Raw genomic sequence first — 18,364 nt, 5'->3', positions numbered from 1 at the left:
CCTATTATCTTTATATAACTTTTGCGACTGATAAAAATAGTCAGACAGTAATTGTAGACAAAACCCCTTCTGCTAACAGAAGGGGTTTGTTATGAGCCGGATCGATACCCCTGCTCAATAGATTTAATTTTTCAGTGCTTTTCTAATACTGTTTTCGGCGTAGAAGAATAATCGGCCGAAAATGATACAGATTATTAAACTTAATAATATATAAATAATCAGCGGCAAATTACTGATGCTGTCTGCAATCAGCCAGAAATAGAACATCTGAACCAAAAATATATGATAGGAAGCTTTCCCCATTTTAACGATTAATCCGGTGACAGGATTATCCGCTTTGAATTGATAGGCATTCAATCCAATCACAATCAGTAATAACGTCCAAAAATAAGACGGTGCATGCTGGCTTTGCCAATATCTTTCAATGAAAAAGTTCCATTCCTGATAATACACACCCGCTATATAAACTGCACTTACAGTTGCTATAGGAATCAGCCATTTATAGTTTATCTTTTTAGGATTCAGAGCTAACCAGACCCCTAAAACCAAAGCAAATAAATAACGGACGACTATTACTCTGTAAACACTGCCCGGCACATCAATTAACATACAGAATGCATCTATCAATATACTGATAAAGAATAAAACAATCGTTCCGACAGTCAGATTCTTTTTAACCAGCATGTATATTAAAGGTAAGATCAAGGTCGCCTGTATAATTATAAGGATGAAGTAGCTGCCGGGCCCCCATCCGCCGGTAAACAAAGATGTAATCAGATGTGTAAAACTCAATCCATCCAGAAATAAAAAATGGGCTATGACTTGTATAATCCATATAAAAAGAAAAGGATAAAGCAGTCTTTCAACCTTACTGTAAAGAAATGAAAAATTATAAAACTGATTCAGACTTACATAACCTCTCCGTTGAAAAGATGCAGCGGTGTTATACCCTGCAAGCAACATAAATACCGGTACAGCCTGCCAGATGTAAAAGGGAGATAAAATGGCAAGCAGCATTTCCTCAGTTAAACTATGAATTAATATGACAGCAAGGATTGCCAATCCCTTTATGATGTCAATATTATGATTACGCTTCTTCATGTTCGGCTCCTTGAGATTAATGTGTATCGTAATCATATATTAATTTCTATACTGTGACAATAAATCCTATCATAGCCTTTTTTTCAGTTATTATTCAGCCTTCGGACCGAAGAGCAGCCATATGTAAATGGTACATTCGCCACAGTCCATTAAAAAAGCCCAGACAAAAAATAGGAACAAGGTCTTATTTGTTAATATTTTACTTTGTGATATATTTAACTTGTAATGCACTTTCTATCCGGGGAGGTGAAATTATGGATATCAAAAAGTATTTGATGGCAGGCGGTCTCTCTCTAGTGCTGGTTCTTGGTGCATGCGGCGGTGATACTGAAGAGACTGATGATGTTGGAACAGAGGAAGAATCAGCAGAAGAAGGCACTGATGAAAGTGCTTCAACAAGCGATGTCGATGCAGAAGGTGTTGCTCAGAGTTCATGCGCTTCCTGTCACGGTGAAGACTTCTCGGGCGGCATGGGACCAGCTTTGGACGGCACTTCTTTAAGTGAAGAGGAATTTACAGACATCGTCAGAAACGGTCAAAACTCCATGCCTGCATTCAGCGAGGATCAGGTGAGTGATGAAGAGTTGACCGCGATGTATGACATGTGGTCTGAATAGGCCGTATTTACTTACCGAAAAAGAGAGACAGCCTGATTTTTGGCCGGGCCGCCTCTCTTTTAATCATTTTACTGCACTTACTTCTTTTACCAGATTGGGAAAAAGTGAAAAACCATCCACTTCCATATACGATTTCTTGTGGGCATATGCAAATTCCAGTTCCTGTTGCAGAGTCTTTGCAGTATATTTCTCCGTCTCGAAAATCTCTTTTTTACCCGACGTGTAAACAATCTCTATCTTATTCATAATCCAACCTCTTATCTTCAAAATATCATTTTTAATACTATCATAAAATTGACAGCTGCGGTTACTTAATCGACTTGTTTTCTTTCAGCCTGGTCAAAGTATCGATTGCGCCCTGGCTCATTACGTCGATACCGTATTTGAACGCATCCTCATTTACTTTGAAAGACGGGTTGTGAAGTGGTTTCTGACCTTCTCCGACCGAAGTGCCGAGCCAGTAGTATACGCCCGGGTATTTCAGCAGAAATCTGCCGAAGTCTTCTCCAGCAAGGCTCGGCCGGTAATCGGGCACCGCTTCTTCACCGTACAGATTTACTGCAGTCTGCCGCATCTGGTGGGCCCACTCTTTTGAACTGATCGTCGCTGGATAGCCGTCCAAATATTCTATTTCAACAGAAGCCCCCATCGCTTCGACAACATTTTCAACTATGTTGTGAAATCTTTCTTTAATCATAGTTTTCATACCATTGGACTGCGTCCGTATGGTCCCCACTATTTCAGCTGTTTCAGCAATGACATTATGCTGTGTACCTGCCTGAAACTTGCCCACAGTAACAACGGATGGTTCATACGGATCTGAATTTCTACTGACGATTGTCTGCAGGGCATTGATTACCTGTGTACCGACTATAATGGCATCCACTGTATCGTGAGGCATGGAAGCATGTCCGCCCGAACCTTTGATTATCAGTTTGAAACGGTCGGAGTTCCCCATGATCGGCCCGGACATGATTCCGAATTTGCCAACAGGAATCGACGGCCAGACGTGCTGGGCAATCAGGACATCCGGTTCTCTGCCATCAAATACACCTTCATCCATCATCCGCTGCGAACCGCCGGTCGGTGACTTTTCCTCGGCCGGCTGAAAAATCAACAGTACTGTGCCATGCATCTCTTCACGTCGATTAAGCAGTACTTTTGCTGTCGCAATCAGCATGGATGTATGCACATCGTGTCCACACGCATGCATCACACCGTCGACTTCCGAGCTGTATCCGACACCTGAAGTTTCATGGATCGGCAAAGCGTCAATGTCGGCACGGAGTCCGACGATGCCGCCGTCATGCGCGCCTTCGATAATACCGAGTACCCCCGTTCCTGCAAAACCGGTTTCAAAAGGGATGTCCAGTTCGGCCAGTTGTTCCTGTATCCTTTTTGAGGTATTGAATTCTTCATCACTCAGTTCCGGGAATCTGTGAAGTTCTCTTCTGAATTGAATGGCATCTTCTACAATCTTATTAAAATCCATTATGATCCTCCCCTTTTATCATCACTGGCATTTCATTTTAAATAATAATCGATATTTTCACCGTCAAAATCAAAACCGATATAATCTTTGCCGTGGTCGAGCATCCACTCGATGTTTTTATAATCCACTGTCTTCTTTTCACCCGCTGCTTCAAGCGGTTCGTTCAAATTCAACTGCATGACATGGCGATATTTTCCGCCGTACATGATTCTTGTATTCACTATTTTAAAGCCCAGTCTGAACTTATCCTTCAGGCTCGGAATATTCGTCGGCAGCACAGTCGTTAAAATATGTTTGAACCGGCCGTCCGCCTGTACACGCTCGACCAGCTGCCTCCCCAGTTTCGTCTGGAGCCCCTGTCCTCTGCAGTCCGGATGGATAAAGGAAATCTCAGAGTAGATGACTTCTTCTCTGTCCTTGATTCCGCCGTCTTCAGCCAGATGTTCCGGATCGTCGATTGGCGGGATATACATCGCACGGATGGCTTTCAAATCTTCCTCTTCGAACACACCTATGATGAAACCCTGTTCTATCATCTCTGTAAATTCAGGTTCATCTATCGTTTCCAGTATCATCTTATTTTGCAGATCTTCATATACGAGTGTCTGCAATGTCATAATGTCATTCAGATCATCAACAGTCAGTTTTCTTACTTTCACCGGTTCACCCCATTTTTGAATAAGTTACAACTTTAATACAATTTAATAAAATCTTTACGAAATACGTTTACATTTATGCACAAGGGTTATAGTAATTACGAGGAGTTGGTGTATCATGACAATCATAGTCAAGTATAGTGACACCAAGAATAACAAGACCCGTTATCACCTGGTTTCAAATCAGCGTGATACTGAATATATTAAACAGCACTATATTAAAAAAGAAAGCCATTCAAAACATACCGGGCAGAAAATGATTGAGTTCATCTATCCGCATCATACAGAAAGATTTCGGATATATGAATTGAATTAAAGAAGACACTGAAAGTGTCTTCTTTTTTTATACATTCACCTTCAGCCAGCTGAACATGAGATCCAGCCACCGGCTCGCCCTGTCGTCTATTTTCCCTGTGAGTTCCGTGCCGAGACTGAGACCGTGTTCACCATGCTGGAATGTGTGAAGTTCCCAGGGGACCCGGTGGTTATCCAGCGCCTTGGCAAAATCCAGGGAGTTCTGTATGAATACAAGTTCATCTTCCATCGTGTGCCATATGAATGTCGGCGGTGTGTCTTTGGACACATAATCTTTCAAACGGCTCAGACGGACAATCTCTTCATCCGGTTCTGCACCATAGATCATTCTGGATGCCATTTCCATAAACCGCGGGTCACCCATACCCCGTTCCTCCGCAATTTCTTTATTCAGCATATAGTCCAGTATAGGATAGCTGAGCACCTGGAAATTCGGACGGAACCATCTGTTCTCTGTTCCAACGGCTTCTTTCAGCCATTCACTCGACCAATGCACGCCGAGGCTTGCAGTCAGATGGCCGCCTGCTGAAAATCCGGCCACACCTATACGGTCCGGATCAATATTAAACTCGTGGCAATTTTCCCGTATGAACGTCATCGTCGCTGCAAGTTCTGTCAGCGGTGTCGGAAACTCAGAACCGAGTTCCTTATCATCTTCGACCATACTTGCAAGCTGATAAAGTTCATCACGCGATGGCGTTCTGCCCTCTTTTTCAATCGCACTGCCGATCGTCGAATAATTCAATATGAACACATGGTAGCCCTGTGCGAGAAACTGGTAGGCAATCGGCTCCGCCTCCCTTTTCGATACGTACATATAACTCCCGCCGGGACAGATTACTACTGCAGGATGCCCTTTTGATGTTTTTTCCCTTGCTCCGAGCATCATCGTCACTTCAGCATGATGATCGCCTATATAAAAACTTTGTAAATTCATCAATTTTCCCCTCTCATCAATTAAAAACCAACTCTATTTATCAACTACAATATTATCATATAGTATTATGAAGGCACAAAAGACAAACCTTGTTCTCATGGGCATTTAAATAACCGACATGATAACATTGTGAATAAGGAAAAGAATTGATGAAGGAGCCATGAACAATGAGAACAATGAGAAAAATAACCAGATTTGCAAAAGATAACGGATTTAAAGCGCTGCCGGGCACCTCTATCGCCACATTGTCCAAAGACAATATAAAATTCAGGATCATGAGACAGGCAGAAAATAAATACAAATTGACCATTTCAAAACGCGGTGACATTTTAACAGAACCGTCCTATCATACCGCTGAAGAAGAAGTCATCGATAAAATCATTCATTTCCTGAATCAGTAAACGATAAAAGGATTTGAAATTCAAATGATAGTGTTATCATGTAGTTATACAATATTAATTTGGGGTGACGTAGATGGGAAAGGTTTTTTTGATTCGTCATGGATTGACTGAATATAACAAATCATTGCGTTTACAGGGGGCGAGTGATATTCCGCTCAATGAAGCGGGACTATTACAGGCAAAAAATGCATCTGAATTTTTTAAAGATGAAAAGTTTGATGTGATACTTTCAAGTCCGTTGTCGCGTGCTTATGCCACTGCTGAAATCATCAATGAACACCACGATTTAAAAATTCATAAAATGGATGAGTTGAAGGAGCAGTATTTCGGCCCTTTTGAAGGGGAACATATTGAAAATATCCGCTTGAAATACCCGGAAGGCGACATTCCCGGTGTCGAAACATTCGATTCACTGGCTCAAAGAGCAGCAGCAGTGATGCAGTATATTGAGGACAACCACAAGGATGAAAATGTGTTGGTTACAGCACATTCCCGAACAATAAAGTCCATCCTCTCGTTGTATACGGACGAGGTACATATGGTTTTCACCAAACTCGACAACTGTTCTTTAAGTGTCCTCGAACCGGAGAACAATAAGTGGAAAGTGCTGGACTACAATGTGAGTACACTGGTATAGATAAGTTTAAAACGGCTGTATGGAATTGTTCGATTCCATACAGCCGTTTTTATGTCTAATAATATAGTCTAACGTCTTTTTATCGAAAGTACTTTCAAATATGTGACTGTCCGCCATATCCATTCAAGGGGACCGAACTTAAATACTTTCATCCAGAAATAACTGTATATAACCTGAACTGCGAATACCGCCAGCACTATCGGTATGAAGTAGACCGCATCCACCCGGTTGAACAGGTTGAAGCCGTAAAAGATGATCAGCATGATGACGGTCTGCATGATGTAGTTGGTCAGCGCCATCTGGCCGACGGGCTGCAGCACTTTGACGATTGCAGGAAGTTTTCTCGCGATAATCAGAAATAATGCGATATAGCCGAGTGACATCAGCGGTCCGCCCATCGTCGAACTGAGCGTGGAAAGCATAGCCCATGCCGGATCGAGCGATTGATAAGTCACAGCGTATCCCGTCAATATTTTAACCGGCAGTCCGACACCAAGGCCGACCGCAGCCACTTTGTTGATGAGACCTTTATTTTTTTCAAGATTATTAAAGATGCCTCTTTGTGCCGCATATAATCCAATCAGAAAGACTGCCAGCACTGTCGGTACAAGGAAGATGATATTCATCAGACTGATGCAGAGAAATGTCGAGTTCAAAGCAATAAGTTCTGAATAGCTGCCTCCATGAATCGTCTCCGTCATATCAAACGGAAGCGGGAATTCGCCTTCTACAGGTAAATTCACTGCGAACAGCAGAATTGACATCAGCAGCAGAAACACGGTGAAAACACCCAGTATGGATACGCCGATGATCAGATTGATTTTCGGACGCAGCTTATAGAAAAATAATAACAGAATGCCTGTCACCGCATATGTCCATAAAATATCCCCGTACCATAACAGTACACCGTGCAGTATACCGAATATCAGGAGCATGCCCATGCGGCGCATGAACAATACATTGACCGACTGGACTTTATTCTCTGCCCTGGTTAAAAATATGTAAAATCCGAGGCCGAATAAGAATGAAAACATCGTATAAAAATTCGTTGTGACAAAAGTATTGATGAAGAATATCGTCCATTCGTTATACTGTCCTGTAAATCTCTCCGTCACCCTCTGCTCCATGCCGTCCTGCACAACCGGTGTCGCAAAGGACATAATATTCATCATTAATATGCCGAGCAGCGCAAAACCTCTGATGCCGTCGATTTCATGAATTCTTTCCGAATATGAAATCGGCTGATAGTTACTCTTCAAAAAACTCACCTCTGTTTAATTGTGTAATCATTGAATCGGTTCCTTCCCAATGTGAAATAAAAAACTGAACAGTCGATTAAACTGTTCAGTTCTTTTTACCACACTGCCAAAGATGCCAGATCCACCGACTGTCCTGTAAAGTATGCATATACGTAGTAGACGATCAGACCGATTACCGGAAGAAATACGAATGCAAAGACCAGCACTCTTAGAAAGCGTGTGAATATCGAATACAGGATATTAAGTGCTATGAGCGATCCGACTGCAATCAGCACATTGATTATCGTGAACTCGATATTGGCAAGCTCAAAGTAATTTAATAAAAATATAGATAGGAATGCAAATCCTATATACATAATAATTCTGAGTATCATAAAACATCCCTCGCTTCTCGTTCAACTTAATTATACAGTGTTTTATCCTCTTTTACTAATATAGCGAATGTCAGTCCAAACAATATAATGAAGAAACTGAGCCAAGGCGCAAAGCTGATATCAAAACGGCTGATGAAAATACCGCCGATGACGGCACCGATGCCGATACCGAGGTTCAAGCCCGACATATTCCAGCTGAAGACGCTCGCAGCCGAACCTTCGACATTGTCCACAAGACCTGCCTGGACAGCAGGACTTGTGCTCCACTGGAAAAGACTCCATATGAACAGATTGACATAGAACAGAATCGGCGTGCTGTATAACAGCGGCATCGCAAGCATCGTCAGTGAAAATAAAATCATCATCGTGATGATTGTCCTTCTGGAACCGAACCTGTCAACGAGATTTCCGCCGAGCACTGTACCTGCCATTCCGCCTGCCCCGGCGATAAACAGAGCAATGGAGACATTTTCTATTGTAAATCCGTTTGAAGTCATCAGCGGAGAAATATATCCAAGTACTATGTAGTTACCGATCAGCACCGACATCGTTACACCAATATACAGCACCACATTTCTCATGTTCATGATCTTCGTTTTCGTTGGACTTTCCTTACTCTCAGATTCCTTATCCGGCACCAGCAAAATCAGGCCGAAACCTACAAGTATCGAAAGCACGATGACCAGCAGGAATATGATTCTCCAGCCAAACAGCGTACCGACCAAAGTACCTATCGGTATCCCGAAAACATTGGCTGCAGAGAAACCCATATATACAAGCGCAATCATTTTCCCTCTGATACTCGGCTCAGACAATACGACGGTCATATCCAAAATCTTGACGATAAAAATGGCTGCCGCCATTGCCGTCATCACTCTGCCGAGTGCCAGCATCAGGAATGTTTCGGATAATCCGAAAATGACATTACCGAATATAAAGACAATCAAAGAAATTAAAATGACAGGCTTCGGCTTATATTTCTCTGTCAGTTTAACGAGCACCGGGCCGAATATTGCAAAACTTACTGCATAAACAGTGATCAGTTGGCCGGTAACAGCAACACTGATTCCCAAGTCATCACTCATCAATTCCAATATACCGGAAATGATCAACTCCATCATTCCGAGTAAAAACACCCCAACTGTAAAAGTGACCAATAATTTTTTATTCACATTATCACCTTAAACCTTTAAAAATAACCAACTCGAGTATTATACAATATTTATGAGGCAAATAAAACTTAATCTAATATTCAATCATGTTAAAATAGAATAAAGGAAGGTGTTCCATGAAAAAATTAATATTTCTGATGGCGGCAGTCAGTTTCATATTGATCGGCTGCGGCGACAATGAAAGTGATGATCTGGAAAGTCTGTATGAAGCATTCAGCAGAAACCATGAAGAGCTGAGAAATGACATGGAACGTGAACTGGAGGATATCAGAAATTCGGATGACCGTGAAAGCCAGGTGGACATTTATTATAATAACCTGGTGCCAAAATTCGATGACTTCAAATCGGTAATCAATAATTATGAGTTCGGCAGTACCGAACATCTGGAACTTCAGGAGTCCATGCTTGACTACATCAATACTCTGGAAACATTGACGAAACGCTACGGAGAATTCAACTTGAACTTCTATGTATCCAACCCTATGGATGATGACAGTTTTTCAGAATCATTCGAAGAAGATCTTGAAGAAATCCAGTTGCTCGAGGACAATATCGACACCAAATACGATGAAATAGAAGAACAGTACGAACGTATCAGAGATGAATAAAAGACCGGAGGCGGCCTTTTATTCACAGAAGATATCAATGAAATTACGGTGGGTCATCTTTTCAGTGAACTCTGTACCATATCGTTCCTGAAGTCTGTTGACCAGGTTCTGGAATTCGCCTGCGTGCCGCAGGCCGTTTACATATGTGTTAATGCCGTCAAAGTCCGAACCTATGCCGATATGGTCCGCGCCGCCGAGTTTTATGATGCGGTCGATATGGGGAAACAGATCGTCGATTTCAAGCGCGCCTTCATTGATGAACATCGGACAGAAAACGATATTGACCATGCCGTTTCTGTCGATGATTTTCTTAATCTGTTCATCTGTCAGATTGCGCGGGTGATCAAAAATGCCCCGTGCGTTGGAGTGGCTTGCAAATACTCTGGCCGCTTTATCTATAATATCGTTGAAGCCCGGAATATTTAAATGGCTTACATCGATGAGTACGTCATTGTCATTGCATACTTCAATCACCTCGGCGCCGAAATTCGACAGACCGGCGCCTCTTGTTTCACCTGCCCCGTCTGCCACCAGATTGGCGTTGTTCCATACAAGGCCGACAGACAGCACACCCAGACGGATCAGTGTCCGCAGTTTCATCAGGTCATTGCCGAAAGCATCCGACCCTTCAAGTGTCAAAACCGCTCCGGTTTCGTGCGGCTTCAGCTGTTTTACTTCTTTCAGATTTTTAATGTGCACCATATTTTCCTGGGTGAGCACTTCATTATAGAAAGCATCCACCTGTTCAAGCGCATGCTGCCACTTTTCATTATCGGGCACTTTTGGGGAAATGAAAATCGCAAAAAATTGAACCTGCACGTCCCCTTCTCTCAAGCGCCTGTAATTCGTATCAATCTCTTTTGCATCCAAAAAATTCAGCGGTGAATGTTCATCCATAAATCCTCTTGAATACCGGCTGTCACTCTGCAGTTTCAACAGCGCATCGCAATGTGTATCAATAATCTTCATTAATTACTCCCCCTTCACCAGATATTATACAGACAACGGGAATTCTCGCAAAATTTAAACATATTTATACATTATAAAATAATGATTGAATTAATATTAGAAGAGTATAAACTGTAAATGAGAAATGAAAACGTTTTCTTATATTTTCACTGTTTACTTTACAATTATGAATTGTATAATTTAATTAAAGGTAGGGATATTTATGAACAAAACTGCAACTTTATTAAAATTTTTAATACCATCTTTAATTGGTGTATTCATGTTTTTATATCCTCTGACAGATGCTGACGGCGGTACGACAATACCGATCGCATACTTGGCGGGGTTATTACTGTATGTACTCGGGCATGAATCAGCTTTACTCATTATTACTATTATAATCACATTGGCTGCCATCCTGACTGTCATATTCAGCTGGATACATAAACCGAATTCAATAATGCTGGCTGATATGTTTTCAGTCACACCGGTATGGGTCGTAACAAGACTCCTTGGTGCGGTGTTCGTATTGCTGACTTATTTTGAAATCGGTCCTGAAGTCGTCACTTCCATGGGCACGGGCGGCATGATTCTTAACGATCTGATGCCAACATTATTATCGGTGTTTTTATTTGCCGGCATACTGCTTCCCCTATTATTAAATTACGGTCTGCTTGAATTTATAGGTGCGATTTTCACAAAAGTGATGAGACCTTTATTCACACTGCCCGGTCGTTCCACAGTCGATAACCTGGCTTCATGGGTCGGTGACGGAACAGTCGGTGTACTTCTAAGTAGTAAACAATATGAAGATGGATATTATACAAGAAGAGAAGCAACAGTCATCGCGACAACTTTCTCTGTCGTTTCCATCACATTTACAGTCGTCATTTTGGATTTGATCGGTCTGATGAATTATTTCGGAGTATTCTACCTGACAGTATTGATCGCCGGCCTTGCTGCGGCTTTCATCATGCCGAGAATACCGCCGCTGTCCAGAATAGAAAACACTTATCACCGTGATGACAGAGATCTGAATGAAGAAATACCCGAAGGATACAATCCTTTTACATGGGGGTACCGCCAGGCTATGGAAAAAGCTGAAAAAGCTGATGGCTTTACAGATTATCTGAAAGACGGATTGAAGACAGTCGGGGATATGTGGTTTGCGGTGCTGCCGATCGTAATGGCAATCGGCACACTCGGTACGATCGTCGCTGAATATACACCTGTATTTACATGGATCGGTGCACCCTTTGTACCACTGCTGGAACTTGTAGGAATTGAAGAAGCGCAGGCGGCATCTGAGACACTGTTCATCGGTTTCACAGATATGTTCCTGCCAGCCATCTTAATTGAGACCGTCGCTTCCGACATGACACGTTTTGTCGTCGGCGCACTGAGTATCACTCAGCTGATTTACTTATCAGAAGTCGGCGGAGTTATCCTGGGTTCCAAAATACCAATCGGACTTGGCAAACTGTTCATTATTTTCTTACTGAGAACAGCCATTACATTACCAATCATCATTGCGATTGCACATATCGTTTTTTAATATGAAATTTTAAGAGAGGACAAGAATTTTATTATCTTGTCCTCTCTTTTTGTGACGGTTATTTTATTTGACTCTGATGATTTCAGCAGATGGAACTGGCAGGTCCATCATATATTCGGCATACTCGTCTACATTTCATGAAATTCATCCACAGCACCTCATAATGCCAATCTTTATTTATTATATGTCACCATATGGTATTTCTTTTTACCGCGGCGGATGACTGTGAATTCTCCATCCAGCTTGTCGTCTGCTGTGATCACGTGGTTTACATCCTGCTGACGCTCACCGTTAATGTAGATGGCACCATTATTGATATCTTCTCTTGCCTGTCTGCGTGATGATGAGATTTTAGTTTCAACAAGGACATTGACAAGGTTCTCGTCTTCGCCGTCGAAGTTTTCAGTCGGCACATCTTTAAATGCATCTTTGATTTCATTAGAAGTCAGAGACTTTATTTCTCCGTTGAAAAGTGCATCTGTAATCCTTTTTGCATCTTCGAGTGCTTCTTCACCATGCAGGAATCTCGTGATCTCTTCTGCAAGACTTTTCTGGGCTTTACGAAGATGCGGTTCTTCAGCCACTGATTTTTCAAGTGCTTCAATAGCCTCTTTATCAAGGAAAGTAAACAGCTTCAGGAATTTAATGACGTCAGCATCACTCTGGTTCAGCCAGAACTGGTAAAATTCATAGGGCGAAGTTCTTGCCGGATCGAGCCAGATGTTGCCTGATTCTGTCTTACCGAACTTCTTCCCGTCAGCTTTTGTAATCAAAGGTATCGTCAGACCTTCAGACTCATTTTCACCGTACATTCTTCTCATCAGATCCAGTCCGCTTGTGATGTTGCCCCACTGGTCGGAACCGCCGATCTGCATTTTAACATTATAATTTTTGTTCAGGTGGCCGAAGTCGATTGCCTGAAGTATTGTATACGTAAATTCTGTATAGGAAATACCGGTTTCAAGACGGGATTGGATTGCATCCTTTCCAAGCAGGTAGTTCAGTCCGACATGCTTTCCGTAATCTCTCAGGAAGCTGATCAATGAGATTTCTTTAAGCCAATCTTTGTTATTTACAAGAACTGCACCGTTCTCATCGTTGAAATCAAAAACTCTGCCCATTTGAGCTTTGATTCCATCAACGTTCTGGTCAATCTGTTCTTCTGTCAGAAGCTTTCTTTCTTCAGCCTTAAATGACGGGTCGCCGATCATGCCAGTCCCCCCGCCGATTAATACGACCGGACGGTGTCCATATTCCTGGAAACGCCTTAAAGTCAGAAACGGTACGAGGTGTCCGATATGCAGACTGTCAGCTGTCGGGTCTGCTCCACAGTATATTGAGACCTGCTCGGTATCCAACAATTCAGTGATTTTCTCTTCATCAGTCATCTGGTAAATAATACCACGGTATTTCAAATCTTCTAATAATGCACTCACAATGATTCCTCCTGATTTTTAAAATAAAAAAACACCCCACTAAATATAGTATGGGTGCAGAGCACGGTACCACCAAACGGTTTCACTTTCAGATAAATATCATCCTGATTCCTGAATGTTTCGTATGGGTGTATTCACAAATTATCCGTCACTGGTTTTCACCGCCCACCAGCTCTCTGGATCAGGATAAATCCGCTACTTCTCCCACTATTCAGAGGGTATTAAATTAATCTAATAGTAACATCTTCATTATAAAAGTCAACCGCCTTACTCCGCCCCGGCATTGAAAATGATGTGATAAATTTATCACTATTTAATCTTGCAAGGGTTGATATCACTATCTATAATGATTTTATATATGGTATAATGTCCGTTGATAGGAGGTCCACATGAAGAAGAATATTAAAGAGTTTTTTGATAATATTAAGAAGATTTTTACGAAGGGGGAACCGAAGGGCGACAAGGATTCGGTTACCGGCAATACCTTCAAGGAAAAATTTTCAAATATAAACAACCGAATCAGAAATGCTGGTTCTCCAGTCAGAGTTGCTTTTTTTACTACATATGAAACTGCTTGGAATATTGTATTATTTATCATATTGGCATTTTCATTATTAGGCCTTCTTGCTTTCAGTGTCGGCCTGGGCTATTTCGCAGCTCTTGTCAACGATGAAGAGGTCCAGACCAACGATGAACTGGTTGTAGCACTGACAGAAATGACGGAAAGTTCGACCGTTGCATTCGGCACCGGTGAATCGCTCGGTACACTCCGTGCAGATCTCATCAGGGAAAGAGTGGATTATGATGATGTCAGTCCATATGTCGTCGATGCAGTGGTTGCGACTGAAGATGAGCACTTCTACGAACATAACGGAGTTGTACCAAAAGCATTCATGCGTGCAGCGCTCCAGGTCTTCGCCGGCGGCGATGATGGTACGGGCGGCAGTACATTGACACAGCAGCTCGTCAAAAACCAATTGCTTACCAATGAAACAACTTTCGACAGAAAAGCTGTCGAACTGCTCCTCGCTTTCCGGGTGGAAAAACTGCTCGATAAAGATGAAATCATCGAAGCATATCTGAACGCTGTTTCATTTGGACGTAACGCCAATGGACAGAACGTTGCCGGTATACAGGCTGCTGCCGAAGGTGTTTTTGGAAAAGATGCAAGTGAGCTCAACCTTGCTGAAAGTGCATTTTTAGCAGGAATGCCGCAAAACCCATATGCATACACTCCGTTTATGCAGGGCGGCGATGTCAAAGACGAAGATTATTTGCAGTATGGGAAGAACAGGCAGACATTCGTCCTCGACCGTATGTTATTGGAAGATAAGATTACTCAGGAAGAATATGACGAAGCTGTCGAATATGATTTATACTCTAATTTAACAGACAGTGTCGTTGTTCCGAACCAGAACTATCCTTTCTTAACAGATGAACTGGAACGACGCAGTGTACAGATTTTAAAATATGTCCTGGCAGAAGAGGACGGTCTGACGCGTGAAGAAGTGGATTCTACACCACTTATCAATCAGGATTACACAGAACAGGCAAACCAGGCACTCCGCTATGAGGGCTATCACATTACTTCAACCATTGATAAAGAAATCTATGACACTATGCAGGATGTCAAAGATGATAACTTCTACTATTATGGTGACAGAAGTTCTGAAGATGCGATTGATATAGACGAGGAGTCAGATCAGGAAGAAGAAATGATGCACCACGAAGTCGGTGCAATATTGAAAGAAAACAGCACTGGTAAAATATTAGGATTCATCGGCGGTCGTGACCACGAGGCATCATCTGTCAACCACGCCACACAGACAGATCGCCAAATCGGTTCGACTATGAAGCCGTTGATAACATTCGGCCCTGCGGTCGATAAAGGCATTATTGCTCCTGACACTGTATTACTCGATGAGAAGTTCAGTTATAACGGTTACGAGCCTGCCAACTACGACTACGAGGAAGAATTCGGCCTTGTTTCTGCAAAACATGCACTCAGTAACTCATATAACTTAAGTACCTTAAGATTATGGGCAGATGTCCGTGAAGAAAATCCACAGGAATATTTTGAACGTATGAATATGCCACTGCCTGATACATTGTTCGACTATGAAGGCCGAGGATTCGCTTCTCTGCCGCTTGGTACGAATAACCTTACTGTACAAGAGAACGTCGATGCATTTTCAAGCTTTGCACAGGACGGCAGCTTTACAGAAGGCTATATGATTGAAAGTATTACAAGCCCTGACGGCGAGGTCGTTTACGAACACGAACCTGTCAAAAACGAAGTGTTCAAAGATTCAACTGCATATCTGATGTCTGACATGCTGCAGGAATCCTTTATCTCAGGTTCTGCATATCATATCGAAGACTTCTATCGAGACATTGAAAATGAATACGATTTTGCAGCTAAAACGGGTACGTCCAACTCATTCGTCGACTCATGGTTCATGGGATACAATCCCGATGTCACTTTAGGTTTATGGATGGGATATGACGAGAACATACCTCAGGTTTCCGGCTATGAAGGTGAACAATATCTCCATATATACAACTGGCGTAACCTGACTCAGGAACTGCTCGCCCTCGCACCGGATCAGATGGGACGCGGCGCATCATTCCAACAGCCAGATTCAGTCAGACAAATGGAATATTGTGGACTTACAATGGAAACAGAAAGTGACTGTGAAAAAGATTTAGATACACCGGTTACCGGTCCTGTTGCAGAAGATACAAGACTCAATGACAAGAGCAGTTTAAATGACCCGGCAATACAGTCAAGAATGGGTGCTGCTTTTGATGATGAAGGACTTTCCAATTCTTCTTTGAGAGGCACAGTGACCAACACGTATGATAACCGTTATTCTGTCGGCGGCTCATCTGATGATGACGATGATGACGATGACGACGATGATTAACTTCAATTAAACCAGAGCAAAAAAAGAGATCGGCCATTCGGCCGATCTCTTTTTAATGGTTTTTATTAGAATAAACCTTTTGAAGTACCGTCAGCAGCAACATCCATGTTAACTGCAGATGGCTGTTTTGGAAGACCAGGCATAGTCATGATGTCACCTGTAAGGGCAACAACGAAACCAGCACCGGCTTTAACATCCAATTCTCTAACAGTTACAGTAAATCCTTCAGGACGGCCGAGTTTTTTCGGATCGTCACTTAGTGAATACTGTGATTTAGCCATACAAACCGGTAAGTTTCCAAAGCCGTTTGCTTCAATTTCAGCAAGCTGTTTTTGAGCTTTGGCTGTCAGAACAACACCTTCACCGCCGTATACTTCCTTGACGATTTTATCGATTTTCTGATCGATTGGAGTTTCAAGATCATAAAGGTGTTTGAATTCCTGTGGCTGATCAAGGACTTCAAGAACCTGGTTTGCAAGGTCCACGCCGCCTTCGCCGCCTTTTTCCCAAACTTGGGTAAGAGACACGCGTACGTTCTGCTCTTTACACCAGTCTAATACAAAGTCTCTTTCTTCATCAGTGTCTGTGACGAAGTCGTTCAAAGCAACAACAGGCTCGACACCGAATTTACGAGCGTTCTCAATGTGCTTACCTAAGTTTACAATACCTTCTTTAAGAGCGTCTACGTTGGCTTCACCCAGATCATCCTTAGCAACGCCGCCGTTCATCTTAAGTGCACGGATAGTCGCTACAAGAACGATGACATCCGGCTTGAAGTCGCCTTTACGTGCTTTGATGTTCATGAACTTCTCTCCGCCAAGGTCAGAACCGAAACCACTTTCTGTTACTACGATGTCAGCAAGTTTACGTGCTGTGTTTGTAGCAATAAGTGAGTTACAGCCATGCGCAATGTTTGCGAATGGTCCACCGTGGATCAGAGCAGGCGTACCTTCCATAGTCTGTACAAGGTTAGGTTTGATTGCTTCTTTAAGAAGTAATGCAAGTGCACCTTCCACTTCAAGCTCTTTAGCAGTAACAGGTTTTCTGTCATAAGTGTAACCGATGACCATTTCACCCAATTTTGCTTTAAGGTCCATGATGTCTGTAGCTAAACAAAGTACAGCCATGATTTCACTTGCCACCGTGATGTTAAAACCATCTTCACGAGGTACACCGCGGCTTGGCCCGCCAAGACCAACAACTACCTGACGCAATGCACGGTCGTTCATGTCAAGAACTCTCTTCCAAGAAACGCGACGCGGATCAAGGTTCAGTTTGTTGCCATGGTGGATGTGGTTGTCAATGAACGCGGATAGAGCGTTGTTCGCAGTAGTAATTGCGTGCAGGTCACCGTTGAAATGAAGGTTGATTTCCTCCATCGGCAATACCTGCGCCTGGCCGCCGCCTGTAGCTCCACCTTTAACACCCATAACAGGACCTAATGATGGCTCACGCAATGCAACCATTACGTTCTTTTCCAACTTGTTGAATGCATCTGATAAACCGACAGTTACAGTGGATTTACCTTCTCCGGCCGGAGTCGGGTTCATCGCGGAAACTAAAACAACTTTTGATTTGTTCTCGTCCCCTTCAAGTTGATGAATGTCCACTTTCGCTTTATGTTTACCATGAAGTTCCAAGGCCTCATTAGGAATATTCGCTTTAGCTGCGATATCTTCTATCGGTTGAATATCAGCTTTAGCAGCAATTTCCTGATCTGTTAAATGTGCCATTATCTCATCTCCTAAATGAAAAATATTGAGTTATGCAAAGGCATAACACTTACATGTTTTATTATGCCATATTCAAGTGAATTATTCCACAAACAAAGTTTTTAAAAATAATTCTGATAATATCTGCGGATGTTTCCACTTTCAAAGCATCTCTCATATTCTTCTTCCCTGATAACATCATTTCAATCATTTAAAA

At 42.4% G+C, this 18,364-nt stretch carries 19 protein-coding genes; 7 read left to right on the top strand and 12 right to left on the bottom strand.

All coding sequences use genetic code 11. The annotated features are described in order from the left end of the window. Positions 1-123: 123 nt before the first annotated feature. Positions 124-1,101, bottom strand: coding sequence for an acyltransferase family protein (locus tag BLR15_RS05810; RefSeq protein WP_176754070.1), 978 nt, complete (start codon positions 1,099-1,101; stop codon positions 124-126). A 254-nt stretch (positions 1,102-1,355) separates the two neighbouring features. Between BLR15_RS05810 and BLR15_RS05805 the strand changes: the two genes are divergently transcribed. Continuing rightward, positions 1,356-1,718 carry a c-type cytochrome gene (locus BLR15_RS05805; RefSeq protein WP_176754069.1) on the top strand — a complete coding sequence of 121 codons (363 nt, stop codon included), beginning with the start codon at positions 1,356-1,358 and terminating at the stop codon, positions 1,716-1,718. 63 nt (positions 1,719-1,781) lie between these two features. Here the strand turns inward: BLR15_RS05805 and BLR15_RS05800 are convergent, their stop codons facing one another. The 3 genes from BLR15_RS05800 to BLR15_RS05790 form a co-directional block, all read right to left on the bottom strand. Continuing rightward, positions 1,782-1,964, bottom strand: coding sequence for a hypothetical protein (locus BLR15_RS05800; RefSeq protein ID WP_092985616.1), 183 nt, complete (start codon positions 1,962-1,964; stop codon positions 1,782-1,784). Positions 1,965-2,025: 61 nt separating this feature from the next. Continuing rightward, positions 2,026-3,210 (bottom strand): M20 metallopeptidase family protein, encoded by a 1,185-nt coding sequence (locus BLR15_RS05795; protein ID WP_092985614.1) that lies wholly within the window; start codon positions 3,208-3,210, stop codon positions 2,026-2,028. A gap of 32 nt (positions 3,211-3,242) precedes the next feature. Next, entirely contained in the window at positions 3,243-3,869 is a 627-nt protein-coding gene (locus BLR15_RS05790; protein ID WP_092985612.1) for a GNAT family N-acetyltransferase, read from the bottom strand. 115 nt (positions 3,870-3,984) lie between these two features. Here BLR15_RS05790 and BLR15_RS05785 point away from each other — a divergent pair, with 115 nt between their 5' ends. Continuing rightward, complete coding sequence (locus BLR15_RS05785; protein WP_092985610.1) at positions 3,985-4,182, top strand: hypothetical protein; 198 nt, start codon at positions 3,985-3,987, stop codon at positions 4,180-4,182. 27 nt (positions 4,183-4,209) lie between these two features. On the opposite strand, the gene BLR15_RS05780 is transcribed toward BLR15_RS05785, so the two are convergent. Continuing rightward, positions 4,210-5,118 (bottom strand): alpha/beta hydrolase, encoded by a 909-nt coding sequence (locus BLR15_RS05780; protein ID WP_092985608.1) that lies wholly within the window; start codon positions 5,116-5,118, stop codon positions 4,210-4,212. Between the two features lie 167 nt (positions 5,119-5,285). Here BLR15_RS05780 and BLR15_RS05775 point away from each other — a divergent pair, with 167 nt between their 5' ends. Further along, entirely contained in the window at positions 5,286-5,519 is a 234-nt protein-coding gene (locus BLR15_RS05775) for a hypothetical protein (RefSeq protein ID WP_092985606.1), read from the top strand. 73 nt (positions 5,520-5,592) lie between these two features. Next, positions 5,593-6,156 carry a histidine phosphatase family protein gene (locus BLR15_RS05770; RefSeq protein WP_092985604.1) on the top strand — a complete coding sequence of 188 codons (564 nt, stop codon included), beginning with the start codon at positions 5,593-5,595 and terminating at the stop codon, positions 6,154-6,156. 68 nt (positions 6,157-6,224) lie between these two features. On the opposite strand, the gene BLR15_RS05765 is transcribed toward BLR15_RS05770, so the two are convergent. The 3 genes from BLR15_RS05765 to BLR15_RS05755 form a co-directional block, all read right to left on the bottom strand. Next, positions 6,225-7,415 carry a DUF418 domain-containing protein gene (locus tag BLR15_RS05765; protein WP_245696635.1) on the bottom strand — a complete coding sequence of 397 codons (1,191 nt, stop codon included), beginning with the start codon at positions 7,413-7,415 and terminating at the stop codon, positions 6,225-6,227. Between the two features lie 95 nt (positions 7,416-7,510). Then, positions 7,511-7,789, bottom strand: coding sequence for a hypothetical protein (locus BLR15_RS05760; RefSeq protein ID WP_092985602.1), 279 nt, complete (start codon positions 7,787-7,789; stop codon positions 7,511-7,513). Positions 7,790-7,815: 26 nt separating this feature from the next. Then, entirely contained in the window at positions 7,816-8,925 is a 1,110-nt protein-coding gene (locus tag BLR15_RS05755) for an MFS transporter (protein ID WP_281182359.1), read from the bottom strand. A 152-nt stretch (positions 8,926-9,077) separates the two neighbouring features. Here BLR15_RS05755 and BLR15_RS05750 point away from each other — a divergent pair, with 152 nt between their 5' ends. Further along, positions 9,078-9,569, top strand: coding sequence for a BAR domain-containing protein (locus BLR15_RS05750; protein WP_092985598.1), 492 nt, complete (start codon positions 9,078-9,080; stop codon positions 9,567-9,569). An 18-nt stretch (positions 9,570-9,587) separates the two neighbouring features. Here the strand turns inward: BLR15_RS05750 and BLR15_RS05745 are convergent, their stop codons facing one another. Further along, positions 9,588-10,538 (bottom strand): dipeptidase, encoded by a 951-nt coding sequence (locus tag BLR15_RS05745; RefSeq protein ID WP_092985596.1) that lies wholly within the window; start codon positions 10,536-10,538, stop codon positions 9,588-9,590. Positions 10,539-10,740: 202 nt separating this feature from the next. Between BLR15_RS05745 and BLR15_RS05740 the strand changes: the two genes are divergently transcribed. Then, entirely contained in the window at positions 10,741-12,072 is a 1,332-nt protein-coding gene (locus tag BLR15_RS05740; protein WP_092985594.1) for a YjiH family protein, read from the top strand. Positions 12,073-12,245: 173 nt separating this feature from the next. Here BLR15_RS05740 and tyrS read toward each other — a convergent pair whose 3' ends face one another. Further along, the gene (gene tyrS / locus BLR15_RS05735) at positions 12,246-13,511 is read right to left on the bottom strand and encodes a tyrosine--tRNA ligase (protein ID WP_092985592.1); all 1,266 of its coding nucleotides are present in this window, start codon (positions 13,509-13,511) and stop codon (positions 12,246-12,248) included. 386 nt (positions 13,512-13,897) lie between these two features. Between tyrS and BLR15_RS05730 the strand changes: the two genes are divergently transcribed. Then, positions 13,898-16,435 carry a transglycosylase domain-containing protein gene (locus BLR15_RS05730; protein ID WP_092985590.1) on the top strand — a complete coding sequence of 846 codons (2,538 nt, stop codon included), beginning with the start codon at positions 13,898-13,900 and terminating at the stop codon, positions 16,433-16,435. 65 nt (positions 16,436-16,500) lie between these two features. Here BLR15_RS05730 and BLR15_RS05725 read toward each other — a convergent pair whose 3' ends face one another. Then, on the bottom strand, positions 16,501-18,168 hold the full coding sequence (locus BLR15_RS05725; RefSeq protein ID WP_092985588.1) for a formate--tetrahydrofolate ligase: 1,668 nt from the start codon (positions 18,166-18,168) through the stop codon (positions 16,501-16,503). Positions 18,169-18,229: 61 nt separating this feature from the next. Beyond that, a complete protein-coding gene (locus BLR15_RS14365; protein ID WP_281182358.1) occupies positions 18,230-18,358 on the bottom strand; it encodes a hypothetical protein in 129 nt (42 codons plus the stop codon). Between the last annotated feature and the right edge of the window lie 6 nt (positions 18,359-18,364).

Origin of the sequence: Lacicoccus qingdaonensis (assembly GCF_900101075.1) — a bacterium.
Classification (GTDB): Bacteria; Bacillota; Bacilli; order Staphylococcales; family Salinicoccaceae; genus Lacicoccus; species Lacicoccus qingdaonensis.
Note: the sequence above shows the minus strand (reverse complement) of the source record. Positions and strands in the feature narration are given on the sequence as shown.